The 15,388-nt window shown below is 65.9% G+C and carries 11 protein-coding genes; 3 read left to right on the forward strand and 8 right to left on the reverse strand.

The annotated features are described in order from the left end of the window. Positions 1-17 precede the first annotated feature (17 nt). Together HY019_RS04110 and HY019_RS04115 are read left to right on the forward strand one after the other, a co-directional pair. Positions 18-767: a TetR/AcrR family transcriptional regulator gene (locus HY019_RS04110; RefSeq protein ID WP_290688562.1), complete on the forward strand. Its 750-nt coding sequence runs from the start codon at positions 18-20 to the stop codon at positions 765-767. Between the two features lie 22 nt (positions 768-789). After that, positions 790-1,953, forward strand: a complete 1,164-nt coding sequence (locus HY019_RS04115; RefSeq protein WP_290688564.1) for an FtsX-like permease family protein — start codon at positions 790-792, stop codon at positions 1,951-1,953. Between the two features lie 44 nt (positions 1,954-1,997). On the opposite strand, the gene HY019_RS04120 is transcribed toward HY019_RS04115, so the two are convergent. From HY019_RS04120 to HY019_RS04135, 4 genes are read right to left on the reverse strand one after another with little or no spacing between them, the layout of a single operon-like run. Beyond that, on the reverse strand, positions 1,998-3,365 hold the full coding sequence (locus HY019_RS04120; RefSeq protein ID WP_290688565.1) for an aminotransferase class V-fold PLP-dependent enzyme: 1,368 nt from the start codon (positions 3,363-3,365) through the stop codon (positions 1,998-2,000). Between the two features lie 31 nt (positions 3,366-3,396). Beyond that, entirely contained in the window at positions 3,397-4,236 is an 840-nt protein-coding gene (locus HY019_RS04125; protein WP_290688566.1) for an acetoacetate decarboxylase family protein, read from the reverse strand. Positions 4,237-4,256: 20 nt separating this feature from the next. Then, positions 4,257-6,128, reverse strand: a complete 1,872-nt coding sequence (locus HY019_RS04130; protein WP_290688567.1) for an FAD-dependent oxidoreductase — start codon at positions 6,126-6,128, stop codon at positions 4,257-4,259. A 60-nt stretch (positions 6,129-6,188) separates the two neighbouring features. Next, positions 6,189-6,983, reverse strand: a complete 795-nt coding sequence (locus HY019_RS04135; protein ID WP_290688568.1) for a hypothetical protein — start codon at positions 6,981-6,983, stop codon at positions 6,189-6,191. Between the two features lie 196 nt (positions 6,984-7,179). Here HY019_RS04135 and HY019_RS04140 point away from each other — a divergent pair, with 196 nt between their 5' ends. After that, the gene (locus HY019_RS04140; protein ID WP_290688569.1) at positions 7,180-9,843 is read left to right on the forward strand and encodes a LuxR C-terminal-related transcriptional regulator; all 2,664 of its coding nucleotides are present in this window, start codon (positions 7,180-7,182) and stop codon (positions 9,841-9,843) included. Between the two features lie 18 nt (positions 9,844-9,861). Here HY019_RS04140 and HY019_RS04145 read toward each other — a convergent pair whose 3' ends face one another. The 4 genes from HY019_RS04145 to HY019_RS04160 are packed head-to-tail and all read right to left on the reverse strand — an operon-like array spanning position 9,862 to position 15,165. Next, positions 9,862-11,472: an AMP-binding protein gene (locus HY019_RS04145; protein WP_290688571.1), complete on the reverse strand. Its 1,611-nt coding sequence runs from the start codon at positions 11,470-11,472 to the stop codon at positions 9,862-9,864. Between the two features lie 33 nt (positions 11,473-11,505). Beyond that, entirely contained in the window at positions 11,506-12,744 is a 1,239-nt protein-coding gene (locus tag HY019_RS04150; RefSeq protein WP_290688572.1) for a thiolase family protein, read from the reverse strand. A gap of 14 nt (positions 12,745-12,758) precedes the next feature. Further along, entirely contained in the window at positions 12,759-13,874 is a 1,116-nt protein-coding gene (locus tag HY019_RS04155) for a DUF5938 domain-containing protein (RefSeq protein ID WP_290688573.1), read from the reverse strand. Between the two features lie 43 nt (positions 13,875-13,917). Next, positions 13,918-15,165, reverse strand: a complete 1,248-nt coding sequence (locus HY019_RS04160) for an acyl-CoA dehydrogenase (protein WP_290688575.1) — start codon at positions 15,163-15,165, stop codon at positions 13,918-13,920. Positions 15,166-15,388: the final 223 nt, after the last annotated feature.

Raw genomic sequence — 15,388 nt, forward strand, 5'->3', positions numbered from 1 at the left:
CTGAGGCAGTCAAGACCATGAATCAGCGCAGCTCGGCCCCCAATGTGACCCGCCCCTGGCGCGGCGAATCCGCCGACGACCGCCGCCAGCAACGCCGCGAGCGGTTGCTGGAAGCCGCGCTGGACGCCTTCACCCAGCACGGCATCGCCAAAACCACCATGCGCGACATCTGCGCCGGCGCCCGCCTGACCGAGCGCTACTTCTACGAATCCTTCAGCAGCACCGAACACGCCTTCGACCAGGTCTACGCCCTGCTCAAGACCGAGCTGGTCAAGCGCGTCAGCGCCGCCCTGCTCGCCGCCCCCAAAGACATCGAAAGCCTGGCCCGCGACGGGCTGCGCGCCTTCTACACATTCATCCAGGAAGACCCCCGACGCGGCAAGATCATGCTGATCGACGCCGTCAGCGCCAACCAGCTCAGCCTGGAACGCTCACGCGGCGCCTTGAAGGAGTACGTGGTCCTGATGGAGCACCTGGCCGATGACATCGTGCCGCCTGCCATACGCCGGAACCTGGACGTCGAATGGCTGGCCGGGGGCCTGTTGAGCCTGGCCATTCAAGTGGGCGCCATGTGGATCGCCGACGGCATGCGCCGCCCGGTGGACGAGGTGCTGAACTACAACCTGTACGCCTGGCGCGGCTTGCAAAGCTGGTTGACGCAAACCAGCACCAGCGGGGCCAAGCCCAAGCTGAGCAGCGTGCCGACGGCACCCCGCGCGCCCCGCGTCACCCGCAGCACCAAGCCCAAAGCCCCCGACACGCCTTGAGCGCACTCGCACCATTGCGCACATGGGCCTTTTTCAACTCGCCATCCGCAACGCCTTGCGGCACCGGCTCAGAACCTTGCTGACCGTGCTGGGCCTGGCCGTGGCCACCATGGCCTGCGGCTTGATCAACACGGTGATCGAAGCCTGGTACGCCAGCGCCGATGCCAGCTCCAGCACGCGCCTGATCACGCGCTCGGCCATCTCCTTCACCCACCCCCTGCCTATCACCCAGGCGCCGCAGATACGCAGCGTGCCGGGCGTGTCTGGGCTGACCTGGCTCACCTGGTTTGGCGGCATCCATGGTGACAACCGCCAGCCCTTCACCAAGCTGGCCGTCGATGCCAACAGCTACTTCGACCTCTACCCCGAATACCAGCTCAGCGACGCCCAGCGGCGCGCCTTCCAGCAAGACCGGCAAGGCGCGGTCATCGGCCCCAAACTCGCGGCATCTCTTGGCCTCAAGATCGGCGACACCCTGCCCATCCGAGGCGACAAATACCCCGGCGCCTGGGCCTTCACCGTCCGCGGCATCTACCAGCCACGTGACCACAAGGCAGACGATGCGCTCATGCTCGTGCACTGGAAGCTGCTGTCAGAAACACTCAAGGCCAGACTGGGCAGCGGTGTGCCCGACGTGGTGGGCGTCTATGTGGTCGGGGTCGATGACCCGGCCCTCGTACCCGCGGTCTCCGCGCGCATCGACGCCCTGTTCCAGGACTCCGCGGCCGGCACCAAGACGCAGAGTGAGCGGGCTTACCAGCTGTCCATCGTCGCCATGAGCCACAACGTGCTGCTGTGGCTGCGCATCGTCAGCATGGGCCTGGTCGTCATCAGCCTCCTGGTGCTGACCAATGCCATCACCATGTCGGCCTCCGAGCGCCTGCGCGAGTACGCCACCCTCAAGGCCCTGGGCTTCTCGCCGGCTTATGTGGCCACGCTGCTGCTGTGCGAAAGCATGGTGATCGCCTGCCTGGCCGTGCTGGCCGGCATCGCCCTCACCTACCCGGCCTCGGCCCTCTTCGTGTCGTCCGTTGGCAGCCTGGTCGACGGCTTCACCGTGTCACCAGGCACCTTGCGCATGCAAGCCAGCATCGCGCTGGTGGTGGGCCTCCTGGCGGCCGCGATCCCTGCCTGGCGGATGTCCCGCGTCAATGTGGCCCAGGCGCTGGGCAGCGTGCGGGCCTGACGCGGGCGTGCACCCCCACCTCATCGCGCCATCACACCAAGGCCTCAGTCCATGCTGCAGATGGCATTCAGTTGCCCGACCAGCCGATGGCGGCCCCGCCCCTGCGCGTCTTCCGCAAGGCTGGCCCGAAACCAGCGTGCATAGTGATCGGGGCGCGCGCTGATGTCTGACAACGCACCCACCAGCGTGTCGATGTCTTGCGCCGTGGTGTAGGCGCCAATGCTGGCCCGCACCATGCCAGGTTGTGCAGCCTCATCGCCCGGCTCATTCAGTGCCTGCCCCACCCCCAGCAGTTCGCGGACGTAGGGCTGCGCACAGAAGCAACCGTGGCGCACGGTGATGTTGAAGCAATGGGCCAAGGCCCAGGCCACAAGGGGGTGCTCCAGCCCACGCAGGTTGAACGACACCACCCCCACCCGCTTGCCCGGGTCCGGGTCGCCATACACGACGAGCGCATCGGGCATCGCCTTGAAGCGCTCCAGCAAGCGGCGGGTCAATGCTTGCTCGTGCGCGATCACCTGGTCAAAACCATGGGCTTGCAGACGGCTCAGCACCATGGCGATCTGGAAAGCCCCCAGCACGTCCGGGGTGCCGGCATGCGTGCGCTGTGCCATGTCGGTGGCCAGCTCGAAGCCATGCTGGCTGACGCGGTGAACCATGCCACCACCGAGCTCGATCGGGCCGGCCCCATCATGCAGGGCCTTGCGCACGATGAGCACACCTGGCGTGCCCGGCGCATAAGCCTTGTGGCCACAGAACACGAAGGCGTCAATGGCGGTGGGGGCCTCCAGCCGCCGGTGCACGGCCAGCTGCGAGCCGTCCACCAGCAGGTGCGCGCCATGGCGGTGAACCAGCGCCGCCACGTCGGTGATCGGAGTGAGCGCGCCCGTCACGTTGCTGCAAGCGGTCAACGCGACATAACCTGCGCGCTGCTGCGCCAGCTCGCGCTCCAGCGCGGCCAGGTCCACGCCCCCATCGGGCATCAGGGGAATGTGGCACACCGTCTCGCACGCCTGGCGGTGGGGCAAGTCATTGGAGTGGTGCTCCATCATGGACAGGGCCACGCCCGGCCGATCGCGGTGCAGGCGCGACAGCATCGCGGCAGCCCGGTTGAGCGCCGCCGTCGCCCCCGACCCCACAAAGACGCAGTGGTAGTCGTCGGGCGGGAAGCCGAAAAAGCGTAGCACCGTTTCCTGAGCCCGCCGCAAGGCCTCCACACACAGGTTGGAGGCCGCATTGAGCGCGGTGTGCGGGCTGCCGTAATGCAACAGCAACTGCTCGCGCCGGGCCAGCGCAGAACGCATGGCCAGGGTCGTGGCGGCAGAGTCCAGGTAGGTGCGCGGCCCGGTGCGGCCGACCGCCGTCGTCCAGGGCGTCTGCAACCCGACGAAGTCCGTGTGCAAGTCCCGCATGACCCTGTGGTCCCTGGCGCGGCAAGCCGTGTCAGTTGTCCATCAGGTTGCGCGGCCCGAACAGCACCAGCTCATTGCGCGGGCAGTACTGGTACATGAGCGGTGACGATGACAAGTCCAGGGCCCGCAACTGCCGGGCGATGTCGTGGTCACCCAGTACCAGACTGGCCGCACTAGGCGACATGGTCTGCGCGTACTGCAGCGGGTTGGTGTAGACGTTGGCGCACAGCGGCACGCCGTTCTTCATCGAATAGGCGCGGTAGCGCAGCAACTTGGCCGCCTCACCCTTCAGCGCCTGCCCTTGCAGCGTCAGGATGTGGCGGCCGTCCTCCGACAAGGTGCACGTCGTGTGCGCTGCATCCCGTTTGAAGTCGATGTCGGCCAGGAACTTGGGGTAGCCGTAAAGCTCGACCCCACCCCAGCGCGCGATCTCCGTGGTGACGGGCAGCTTCCACACATAGGCCTCGAAGCAGCGTGAAGCCAGGCCTCGCAACAAGTGCATGCCTGGCACCGTGCGACGCCCGTAGCTCATCAGGAAGGAGATGCTGAACTCGTTGTAGGGGTCGATGTCGGTGTCGCGGTACTCGAACGCGCTGAAGGCCACCACGCATCGACCCGGCATCAGCTCGATGGGGTGCATCTGCGGGTCGGGCAAGAGTGCACGCACCTGCCTGGTGGACGCCGTGAAGACAGCCGTCATGGACGAGTTGTCGTAGTAGAAGACGGGCAGCTTGCCGACACGGTCAAACAGCTCCATCGGGAACTCGCTTTGCACAATGCCTTTGAGGAAGTCACTGGGCTGGCGCTGCGGCTCGCGATCGGCCATGGGTGCGGTGGGTGCAGTTCGTGCGGTGATCACTTGTACGCTCATCTTGGTGTCTCCTTTGTGTTTCACACTTGCACTTGGGTCGTGGACTGCATCAGGTCCGTGAACAGGCTGGGCGTGCCTGACATCAGGATCTTGATGTGGCCCTCCTTGATGCCGGCTTTCTCCAGGATCAGGTTGGTGGCCCACTTGGCGGTGACATTGGTCTTTTCCATGAACACGGCCGGGTGCGGCACGAAGGACAAGTCCCCGATGAACAGCATGTTGTCGATGGGCGACTGCACAGGCGGGCGGCGCTGCTCATCCCCCACGTGGTAGCCCGTGTAGGTGTGCCAGCGGTTCACATAGGCGCTGCGTGGCGGGGGCAGATCAGGGATCACCGCCTTGAGCTCCTGATAGCACAAGGCTGCAATCTCATTGGTGCTCTTGCCCTCCACCAGATCGGTCTTGGCGATCTGGGTCTCGATCACCGTCACGTTGCGGTCGGGGTACTCCATGGACCAGGACATCAGCTTGCAATCAGGGAAAGGCACGCGCAGCGAGCGGTTGACCGTGATGCCCAGGTGCTGGAAGCCCGTGGCGAAGAAGCACACGGCCGGGCGCCCGTCTGCATCCTTGATCTTGCGCTCCCAATAGCCCTTGCCATCGAACCACAGGTTGGTGACGAACACCGCTTTGGCATGCAGGTCCAGGATGTTGCGGAAGTAGGGCACATCACCCAGCGTCTGCAGATTGGCACCCACCAGGCGCTGCGCCCCCGGTATGTCCAGCGCCGAGATGTAGTAATCAGCCTGCCATGAACGCGCCCCGCGATCGGCCTCGCTCATGTCGCGGATCATGTCGGTGTGGGCCCCGCAGAAGGGGCACTCATGGCCCACCTCCATGCCGTCGTAGATCAGGTTGCCGCAGATCGAGCAGCGGCGCACCTTGGCTGGCGCCGAGGGCACGGCCGCCGCCAGCACACGCGTGATGCGCTTGCCGTTCATCTCGAAGCCGCTCACCTCGGTGTTGTAGTGGATCTCACCGCCGTGCGAGCGGATGTAGTCCACCATGGGCTGCAAGAAGGTCTCGCCCACCGGGTTCATGTAGAGGTTGACCTTCATGTCGTCGGCCGCACCGGCCACGAGCTGGAAGATGTTGGCCAGCGTCAAGGCCGATACCTTGTCCACGTTGTCGAAGTAGGCCATCTCCAGCAGGCTGTCGCAGATCTTGTGGATCAAAGGCTCCGACACGCCCAGCTTGCGCCCGTAGTCCAGGAAGGACATGCCGTCCATGTAGGCGCGCTGCTTGGGGTCCGCGTAGTCGAAGCTCATCAGGCGCATGGCCAGGCGCACGAAGTCGTTGCGCTCGGATTCCGGCAGGTGCTTCACCTCGCGTGCATTCAACAGCAGCTGGAGCTTGTCGTAAGGCTTGGGCCAGTTGCAATTGCGCAGGTGGCTCTCGGTGCCGTCCTTGTCCAGGAAGTTGTAGATGGACGCGTCGTTGGGCATGTCCGACAGGCGCCAGCCGTGGCGCCCCAGGAACTCGCGCAGGTTGTTGTAGAAGCCCCAGACCGCATGGACACCATGCTCGCGGATGTAGCCCGGGAAGGCCGGGTCGCTCTTGGCCGGGTCGTCCGTCGGCCCGAAGTGCCGGTCACGCCAGGACTTGAGCTTGCCGCCCGGTGTGCCCGAGCGCTCCAGGATGATCACCTTGAAGCCCCGCGCCGACAACTCCACCCCGGCCTGCAAGCCCGACAGGCCGCCACCGATGATGAGCACGCTCTTGCCATGGGGTGGCAACTCGACCTTGTTCTCCGGCACCTCGGGGTACTCGGCATCCACCTCCGGGTGGCGTGACATCGGCACGGCCAGCGCCGCCGCCCCCACTGTGGCCCCCGTGACCACGGCCGCACCTTTGATGAAGCCGCGACGGCTGACCTTGTCTTCTTTGATCATGTACTGCTCCTGAACAACGCCGCATCCGGCCTGCAAGTGGACGTGAGGTGACGTGTCAGCTCACCACCTGGGGTGACGGTTCGACACCGTGCCCACCGTGGACAGCACCGCGCGCATCTGTTCGATCTCATGCTGGCCAAAGAACTTGTCGTGGTGCTTGGGGTAGACGATGCCTTCACGGGTCTCGAAGTGCTTGAGCGGGCACCAGGAGGATTCGATCTGCTCCAGCCCCATGGAGAAGCGCAACACAACACTCTTGGCGCAGCGCAGCGGCACCCGGCCCAGCCAGGGGTAAGACGCGGCATAGCCGTCCTTGGCCATCACGCGCCAGGCTTCGGCCATGGACACGCGGTGCATGCCCAGGGGGCGGGACACCAGCAGGTTGTAGATGATCTGCACGCCCAGCTCGAACACCACCATCAAGGGGGCCAGCAGCAAGGCCACCATGGCCACCACCCCCTTCTTCCACAGCGGCAAGGCGTGGTCCACGCGGGCCAGGTGATCCAGCTCCATATTGGCCATGGTGGTCAGGCCATTGGCGTAGCTGCAGAACATGCAGTTGAACTTGTCGAACCAGCTCATGCCCTCAATGCGGTGGCGATCGATGATCACGTGATCGGCCCAACGCACACGCGGTATGCCGAACAGCGGGCGCAGCAGCCACTGATAGGCCGCCACGCACACGGTGACGTGCATCACGATCAACAAGGGGATGCACAGGTACATCGGCAGGCCACCGGCCAGGGTGCGCAACCAACCGATGCGCCGCACATGGCTGCCAAAGATGGGGTACATGAGCGTCCAATCGGCCGGGCGGCGATAGACGCGTTGTGGAACGGCTGCTTTGGTGTTCATGTCTCTTCTCCTCGGTTTTCCACAGCTGGATGATTGACAGTTGATGGAAGTGGGGTTTTGACCCTGGTCATGCTCGGTGCGCCCCCATTTCGGGGTAGGCCCTCGTGCCTTGGCTTGTCGCTCGTCAAGGCCGCGCGTCCGCTCTCGCTATACCGTGGCGCAAGGAGAGCCTTCAACACGGTATGGAGACAATGGTATGAAGCCCCTCCTGCAAGATTCATCCCCCGTTTGGGGAAGCGCGGGGGGCAAGGTGGCCGAGACCGGAGACAGCACTTCGGCACAGACACCACCCTTGTTGACCACGCGCCTTCATCCACCACGCCGTGGCCGTGGTGTGCTGCCGCGTCCGCGTCTGGAAGACCTCTCGCCCAGGTTGCTGGAGCAGACCTTGACCGTCATCAAGGCCCCGCCCGGATTCGGCAAGACCACGCTGGCCGCGGCCTGGGTGGAAGCCTTGACGGCACGCGATGTGCCCAGCGCCTGGCTCACACTGGACGACAGCGATGACACCCCGTCCGGCCTGCTCTATTGCATGGCCGCGGCCTTGCAAAGGGCCATACCGGCGCTGGGGCTGGATGTGCTCGCACTGGAAAAGGCCTGGCCCTTTCTACCGGCCGACACCATTGCCACACTGCTGGCCAACGACATCCACAGCCAGCCCGATCACCTGCTGATGGTGCTGGACGATTGCCACCGCGTGAGCGAAGCCACGCTGGACACGGCCCTGCACTTGCTGCTGCGGCATGCCCCACCGCAACTGCATCTGCTGCTCATCAGCCGCCACGACCTGCCTGCCACCGTCTTGCAGCAGGTGCGCGGCGGCCTGGTGCTGGCCATCGATGCGGAACACCTGCGCTTCATGCCCGAAGAGACACAGGCCCTGCTGACGCGCGCCGGCCAGACACCCACGGCCACGCAGCTGGCCAGCGTGCAAGAGGCCACAGGTGGCTGGAGCACCGCGCTGCGGGCCTACCTGCTGTCCGCCAGCAACCACCCCCGCGGTGGGCTGGCCACCTTGCCGCGCACCCTGGGCCTGCTCTTTGACGACATGCTGATGGGCCTGGATGCCGACTTCCGTCAACGCCTGCTGCCACTGGGGCTGCTGGAGACCTTCAATGCGCCCATGCTGACGCACTGCCAGGGCCCCGGCGCCGACGCCTTCATCGACACGCTGGAGCGGCGGCAACTCTTCCTGAGCACCCACGGCGCCGAAGGCGAATGGTTCAGCCTGCACCCCCTGCTGCGCGACCACCTGACCCGCTTGCTGGAACGCGACGATCCCCAACAGGCACAGGACTTCAGAATCCGTGCGGCCGACTGGCTGGCTGCCCAAGGCTGGTGGAGCCAGGCCATCTCGCTGGCACTGGCCGCGGGGGACACCACCCAGGCCCAAAGCTGGATCCGCTGTTGCGCCATGGACCTGGTGGAGCAAGGCGACTTCCTCGTCCTGCTGCAATGGCAGCGTCGCTTGCGAGAGCACCTGCCCAGCTTCCCGGCCCCCATGCGCCTGGCCTTGGCCTGGGCCGCCGCGCTGGCCATGCAGCACGACGAAGCACAACAACTGCTGGACGAGCTCCCCGAGAACGGCGATGTCCATGTCTGGGAGCTGCGCGCACTGCGCGCCATGCTGCTGGCCCTGGACGACCGGGCAGACGAAGGGGCAGCACTGGCCACCACCTGCATGCCGCATCTGGGCAATCGCCCCTGGATCTGCAATGTGCTGACCAATGTGCAGCGTTATGGGCTCTTGCAGGCGGGCCAATGGCAGAGCCTCTACAGCCTGCCGCCCTTGCAATCGCAACCCTTATCGCGCACACGCTACACCTTCAACCGCCTGTACCAGCACTGCATGGAGGCCCTGGCCGACGTGCAGCAAGCCCATCTGGCCGGCGCTGCAGCGCGGCTGGAAGGCGCCTTCATGGATCTGGCCGAAAGCGGCGCCACCAGCCCCGTGCTGCGCGCCCTGCCTGCGGCCCTGCTGGCGCGTGTGCGCTTGCTGCAAGGGCGCACCAGCGAGGCCACGGCCCTGCTCGCCGACAGCCTGGAGTTCGTGCGCACCTGCGGCTTCCTGGACTCCATCGAGGCGGCGCTGGGCAGCAGTGCCACCTTGTTGCGCCAACAAGGCAACCTGGCGCTGGCACGCCAGCGCGTCGTCGAGATCGAGACCCTGGCCCATCACCGCCACTGGCCGCGCCTGCTGGCCCAGGCCCTGCTGGAGCGCAGCCGCATCAGCCTTCAGGAGTCCAAGCTCGAAGAAGCCCGCGCCTGCGGCCAACGCCTGCGTCAGCTGCGCCACGAACGCGCCTTGCCCCCTGGCGTGGACAGTGTGGCCCATGCCTGCGTGCTGGCCGAACTGGAGCTGGCCGCCGTCACCGGCGAATGCCCCACCACGCTGCTGGCCGATGCCGAAACGCTGGCCGCTGCGCAAGGCGCTGCCCACATGCGGCTGTCGCAGATGGCCTTGCAGATCGCGATGGTGAACGTGCACCTGCGCCTCGGCGACACGGCCACGGCAGAGTGGCGGCTTGCTCAATGGCAAGGCGCCGTGCGACAGGCCGGTGCATCGGCCTTGCTCGAATCCCTGCCATCGCGCTGGCGCGAAGACGCGCTCGCCGAGCCCGTCAGGATGGACACCCTGCATGGCCTGACCGTGAAAGAGCGCCTGATCCTGCAAGGTGTGGCCCGCGGGCAATCCAACAAGGAGATCGCCAAAGCCCTGGGCGTCTCTCCCGAGACGATCAAGACGCACATGAAGAACATCTTCGGCAAACTGGGCGTGAGCAGCCGCACCCATGCCGCCGCCTTGATCACCCAAGGACACGGGCTGATGCTGGCAATCGAAGAGGGAACAGCGGGTTAGACGAGCAGGCCGGCTGGCTCAGCGTGCAGGCGGGTCAACGCGGTGGACCATGTGGGGCATGGCCTCGAAGGCTTGCACAAGGCTGCGCTCCAGAGGCTTCTCAGAGGCCGTCTTGGGGATCTGCGCCAGCACCTGGATGAAGCGGGGAACGGCGTTGGCATCCAGCTGGGCCTTGCACACCATGAACAGGCGCTGCGCGTCAAACGCCGCCAAGGACTTGGGCACCACGGCGGCCACCACGTCCTTCTCACCTGCGGCCAGGCTGGCGCTGGGCAGGCCATAGACGTAGACATCATCGACCAGGCCAGACTCGGCGATCACCTTCTCGATGAAGGCGGCACTGATGAACTCCCCATTGCGCCGGATCCCGCCACCCTTGCGGTAGTGAAAGTACAACCAGCCCTGCGCGTCCGCATGCACCACGTCGCCCATGCGCAACCAGCCACCCTCGCACTTCTGGCGCGATGCCGCCTCGTTGCCGTGGTAGGCCACCTGGAACGGATCGCCATTCACGTGGCGAAACACCAGCTCGCTCGGCGTGCCGACGGGCACGTCCACATCGTGCTCATCGACGATGCGGTACTGCAAGGTGGGGGCAGGCTTGCCGATGCTGCCAACCGGCCCCAGCCCGGGTGGGTTGAGGGTCAGGCCACCCTCTGCCGCGCCGTAGAACTCCAGTATCTGCACGCCGAAGCGGTGCGCGAACTTCTCCCAGATGGCGTCGGGCATCCCAGCAGACACGACCAGACGAACGGGGTTGTCGGCATCGTCGGGGCTTGGCGGTTGCGCGTACACCGCCGTGGTCATGCCCCCCAGCAAGGTGAAGGTCGTGGCGCCATATTGGCGTGTGATGTCCCACAGGCGTGACTTCGTAAAGCGGCGCGACAACACGCAACGCAGGCGGCAGGCCAAGGCCGCACCCAGGGTGATGAGTTGGGCATTGGCATGGGTCAGCGACAGGCCGGAGTACAGCCTGTCATCCTCACGGTAGCCAAACAGGCGCATGGCCAGCAGCGATGTGTCGCAATAGCGCCGGTGCGTCATCACGATGCCTTTGGGGTCGCCCGTGGTGCCCGATGTGAAGATCAGCTCCAGCGCGCTGTCGGGGTCGGCCATGTGGATGGGCAGATCAGGCACGGCCAGCGGCGTGGCCGCCCAATCCACCACGTCCGCGTGGTCGCTCAAGGGCTGCGTGTCTTCATCGGTGGCAAAGCCCATCACCCAGCGCAGGCCGGGCAACGAGGCGCGCAAGGGCTGCAGGTGGGCCAGCGCATAGTCGGCCACCAGCGCAGCGCAGCACTGGGCATGGCCGAGCATGAAGTGCAGCTTGTCGCCACGGGTTCGCGGGTCGATGGGCACCACCACCGCGCCCAGCACACTGGCGGCCACCATGGCCTCGACAAACTCGGCGTGGTTGGCCATCAGCAGCGCAATGCGCTCGCCCGGCTGCACACCCAGGTCCCGCATCCGCTGCGCCATGCGCCGGCCGTTGTCCCACAGCATGCGGTAGGTGCGGACCTCATCGGGGCGCACCCCACCGCCCTCGATCGTCAGGACATCGAAATCCGGCGATTCATCCGCACGCTGGGCCACCAGGGCGGCCAGGTGCAGGGCTGTTGCTGTCGTCATGCTGGTGCTCCCTTGCCTTCTTGGTTCGCAGGCTCATCGCCCCAGCAGGGTCAGGCAGGCCACCGCCTCTTCCACCCCTGCCAAGCCGCCGCCGTTTTCGGCCAAGGCGATGCGCGCCTGCGGCACCTGCCGTGCGCCCGCCTCGCCACGCAATTGCGTGACCAGCTCAAAGAGCTGAGCCAGCCCGGTCGCACCAATGGGATGCCCCTTGGATTCGAGCCCCCCCGACGGGTTGATCGGGATGCGCCCCCCGATCGCCGTCTCACCGCGCTCTGCCGCCGGCCCGCCCTGCCCCATGGGCACCAGCCCCAGCAACTCGGACTGCAGGACTTCGCCAATCGCCGTGGCGTCATGCACCTCGGCCACGCTCACGTCTTGCGGCCCGATGCCCGCTTGTGCGTACAGTTTCTCTGCAGCAATGCGGACCAGGTGGTGCGCCAGGTCTGCCGGGGCGCGCTCGCTGCCCGTCTGCAGCACACAGGCCAGCACGCGCATGGCGCGGCCTTGCGAGCCCTGCAGCGCCTTCAAGCCGGTTTCGCTGCAGACCAGCGCCGCAGCGGCCCCATCGCTCACCGGCGAGCACATGGGCAGCGTCAGTGGGTAGCTGATCGGCGGCGCGGCCAGCACCTGCTCGATGCTGCACGCCTCGCGATACTGGGCCAGGGGGTTGTGCACCGAATGCGCATGGTTCTTGGCCGCGACGGCGGCGAACTGCCGCTGCGTGGTGCCGAACTCGCGCATGTGCATGCGCCCCATGGCGGCATAGATGTCCATGAACACGCTGTAAGGCCGGGTGGACTGGCTGCCCGGCGGCACGCTCACGCCCTGCCCCATCTGCAGCAGCCGGGCCTTGGCCGCCTCCGTGTCGTGCACATCCCAGGCGCCATCGAAGGCGGCAAACATGCGGGCCTTGTCATCGGCAACCATCTTTTCAGCACCCACCACCAGCACGATGTCGGCCGCACCCGAGCGGACATGGTTGAGCGCGAGGTAAAAAGCCGTGCTCGCGCTGGCACACGCGTTCTCGACGTTCACCACCGGGATGCCTTCCAAGCCCATGGCACGCAGGGCCAGCTGCCCGCGGATCATGTGCTGCCCGTCCATGTGCCCTTGCGTGGCATTGGCAAAGTACGCGGCCTGCACCTGGGCCTTGTCGCAACCGGCATCACGCAGCGCGGCTTCAACAGCCTGGCGCGTCAGGTCCTTGATGCTCGATGAGGGGTGCTTGTCAAAGGGGGTCATGCCCACCCCGGCCACATAGATTGGGCTCATGGCCATCTCCCATCTCAATGAGGTGTGATCTCGTACGAGAGATAACCTTCGTCGGCCTGCGCAGCCAGCAGCTGGCGTGCCCCCAGAATGGCCGCACCCGAGCCGAAGCCAACGGCCTTGAGCTGCCTGTGCAACACGCGTATGGCGGCCTCTGCCGCGAAGACCCCAGTCTGCGAATACGCGCAACTGCCACGCAGCACCACGCTCACCGACTGCGTGTAGCCCCGCGCCAGGCACGAGACCTGCGCGCGGTGGACTTCCGGTGTTTCGCGCGGCGGCTCCACTTGCGTCACCTGCTGGCCGATCGCGTTGGTCACCGCCTCTTGCGCCGCGGCATCCAGGTGGCGGTGCTCGGCTTCAAACTGCTGCAGCAGGCCCGCGATCTGCATGAACATCTCCTGGTTGCCCAGGGCGAACAGCACCGAGCAGTTCCGAACGCGGGCATCGCCCTGATACCAGACGGGCTCCCCCGCGCCGCCCCAAGGCATGGCCTTCAGTATCCGGTGCACACCCGGCACAGCCACGTCATAGGTGGTCGCCCAGGGCCACTGAACCAGTTGCCCGCCCTTGAGGTGGTACATGGGTTTGGTGCACATCCGCAGGAAGGACATGGTGGAGGCCACGCTGATCTGGGAGTCCCCGTAGTACAGCAGGTCCAGGGTGTCGATACCCGGCGTTTCCAGCGCGATCTCGGCGGCGATCGCGCCCTCGGTCCACATGTACGAATTGGCGGGGCACAGCGCGAGCTCCTTGCTGGCAAAGGCCGCCGCGTACTCCTGCTTCAGGTACAGCATCCAGTCCGTCTCACCGGTGGTATCGAAGTAGTGGCAACCGGCCTCCAGCGCTGCCTGCACCACCGGCTGGCCCAGTTGCATGAAGGGGCCGACGATGTTGAGCACCACCTGCTTGCCCTTGAACAGCGCCGTCAGCGAGGCCAGGTCATGCTGCACGCCGACGCACTGGTAATCGTGGCCGGCCAGCTCGGGGATCGCTGCCATCTCGGCCTGCAAGCGCTCGGCATTGCGCCCAGCGGCGATGAAGGGGATGTCGCGCTTGGCCAGCTTCCATGCCACGAGCTTGCCGGTGTAGCCGCTGGCGCCATACACCACGACCTGATATGAAGTTGCCATGATCGATGTCTCCGTTGGGTGATGAGAAGGCGTGTATGCGCCCTCAGAGCAGTTCGGGCTGGGCGAGGTAATACCCACCCTTGATGGCCAGGATCTCGTTGCAGCCGTCCTCGATCAGCGAGGCACGCGCATCACGGAACATCTTTTCCACCGGGTAGTCACGGGCCATGCCGTTGCCGCCGTGCATCTGCACCGACTCGCTGGCCATCTCGAACGCGGTCTGCGTGGCCGTCACCTTCGCCGCCATGGCCGCATGAAGTGCCATCTCGGGCGCATCAAAGTTGTAGTGCAGCACCCTGCGCGACAAGGCGCATGAGGCCTCCACCTTGCGGAACATGTGGAACAAGCGCTGCGCCACCGACTGGTGCCGGATGATGGGCACGCCCCCGGCCTTGCGCTCATGCGCATAAGCCAAGGCCAGGTCGTAAGCCGAGCGCGCACAACCGGTGAAGACGGCCGACATCAGGCCATTGGCCAAGGTGTGCACGAGGTAGGTGGCCTGCTGATACTGCTCAGGGCCCGCCAGCAAATGCGCCTTGGGCAAGCGCACATTGTCGAAATAGACCTCGCCCTGGTTGAGCGCCCGCTGCCCCATCTTGTCCAGCGGCTTGCCCCGCGTGATGCCCGGGGTGTCCATCGGCACGATGACCACGGCGCCATGCTGCGCATCGGGGCCATGGCCCGTGTCGGCCGCCGCATACAGGATGCCCACCTGCGCGATCGTGCCGTTGGAGACCCAGGCCGCCTTCTGCCCCTTGATCACCAGGCCATCGTCCTCGATGGTCACGACACAGTTGGGCCGGCCGTAGCTGCCCTGCGGGTGAAAGATCATCCGGTTGGGGTCCAGCATGTCGGTGCCATGGTCCGGCTCCGTGATCATCCAGCAGCCCAGCTTGTCATCGCTGGCGATACCGCGACAAAAGCCATTGCCCAGCAAGGCACTGATCATGGCCGGTATCAGCCCGGCCCCTATGGAGATGGCCAGCCCGGCGTCACCCCAGCCCAGCTCCTCGAACAGGATGCCCATGATGCGGGCACGCTCGGCCGGCGGCAGGGACAACAAGGTGTCGATGCCAAAGCCCAGCTCGGCGAACTGCCGGTACACGGGCCACAAGGGCGAGCCAGAGGCAATGACTTCGTCGGGGCTCAGGCGATCAAGCTGGCGCCCGACCGGGCGAAGAACCTCCTGGGCAAAGCGCCTGACCGTGGCCTGAACAGCGGCGGCCATGTCGGCAAACGCGGGCTCGGCGCCCAGCGGCGTCAAAGGCACATGGGGAATGGCATTGGCCATGGCGGGCTCCTTCAAGTGTGTGAAAAGGCTGACCGCCCAGGGCGACCAGCGTGGGCGGTGCGCCCCACTGCTGAAGGAACTTTAGAAATGACCCCGCCTGCGCGCCATCACCCGTTGCAGGGCACGCTCGCGTTTCGATGGGGGATGCCAAGGGGGAGGCGATGGGTGAGCGTTTCGGTGACGAGCATGGGGGCGCACGCAGGTGCCCATCGACACCTCCGCA

It is taken from the genome of Aquabacterium sp. (genome assembly GCF_016195855.1).
Lineage (GTDB): Bacteria > Pseudomonadota > Gammaproteobacteria > Burkholderiales > Burkholderiaceae_C > Aquabacterium.

What these genes read in the sequence shown, in the direction of transcription:
- HY019_RS04135 (WP_290688568.1), bottom strand. Translation starts at nt 6,983, where the DNA reads ATGAACACCAAAGCAGCCGTTCCACAACGCGTCTATCGCCGCCCGGCC.
- HY019_RS04115 (WP_290688564.1), top strand. Translation starts at nt 790, where the DNA reads ATGGGCCTTTTTCAACTCGCCATCCGCAACGCCTTGCGGCACCGGCTC.
- HY019_RS04145 (WP_290688571.1), bottom strand. Translation starts at nt 11,472, where the DNA reads ATGACGACAGCAACAGCCCTGCACCTGGCCGCCCTGGTGGCCCAGCGT.
- HY019_RS04120 (WP_290688565.1), bottom strand. Translation starts at nt 3,365, where the DNA reads ATGCGGGACTTGCACACGGACTTCGTCGGGTTGCAGACGCCCTGGACG.
- HY019_RS04150 (WP_290688572.1), bottom strand. Translation starts at nt 12,744, where the DNA reads ATGAGCCCAATCTATGTGGCCGGGGTGGGCATGACCCCCTTTGACAAG.
- HY019_RS04130 (WP_290688567.1), bottom strand. Translation starts at nt 6,128, where the DNA reads ATGATCAAAGAAGACAAGGTCAGCCGTCGCGGCTTCATCAAAGGTGCG.
- HY019_RS04140 (WP_290688569.1), top strand. Translation starts at nt 7,180, where the DNA reads ATGAAGCCCCTCCTGCAAGATTCATCCCCCGTTTGGGGAAGCGCGGGG.
- HY019_RS04155 (WP_290688573.1), bottom strand. Translation starts at nt 13,874, where the DNA reads ATGGCAACTTCATATCAGGTCGTGGTGTATGGCGCCAGCGGCTACACC.
- HY019_RS04125 (WP_290688566.1), bottom strand. Translation starts at nt 4,236, where the DNA reads ATGAGCGTACAAGTGATCACCGCACGAACTGCACCCACCGCACCCATG.
- HY019_RS04160 (WP_290688575.1), bottom strand. Translation starts at nt 15,165, where the DNA reads ATGGCCAATGCCATTCCCCATGTGCCTTTGACGCCGCTGGGCGCCGAG.
- HY019_RS04110 (WP_290688562.1), top strand. Translation starts at nt 18, where the DNA reads ATGAATCAGCGCAGCTCGGCCCCCAATGTGACCCGCCCCTGGCGCGGC.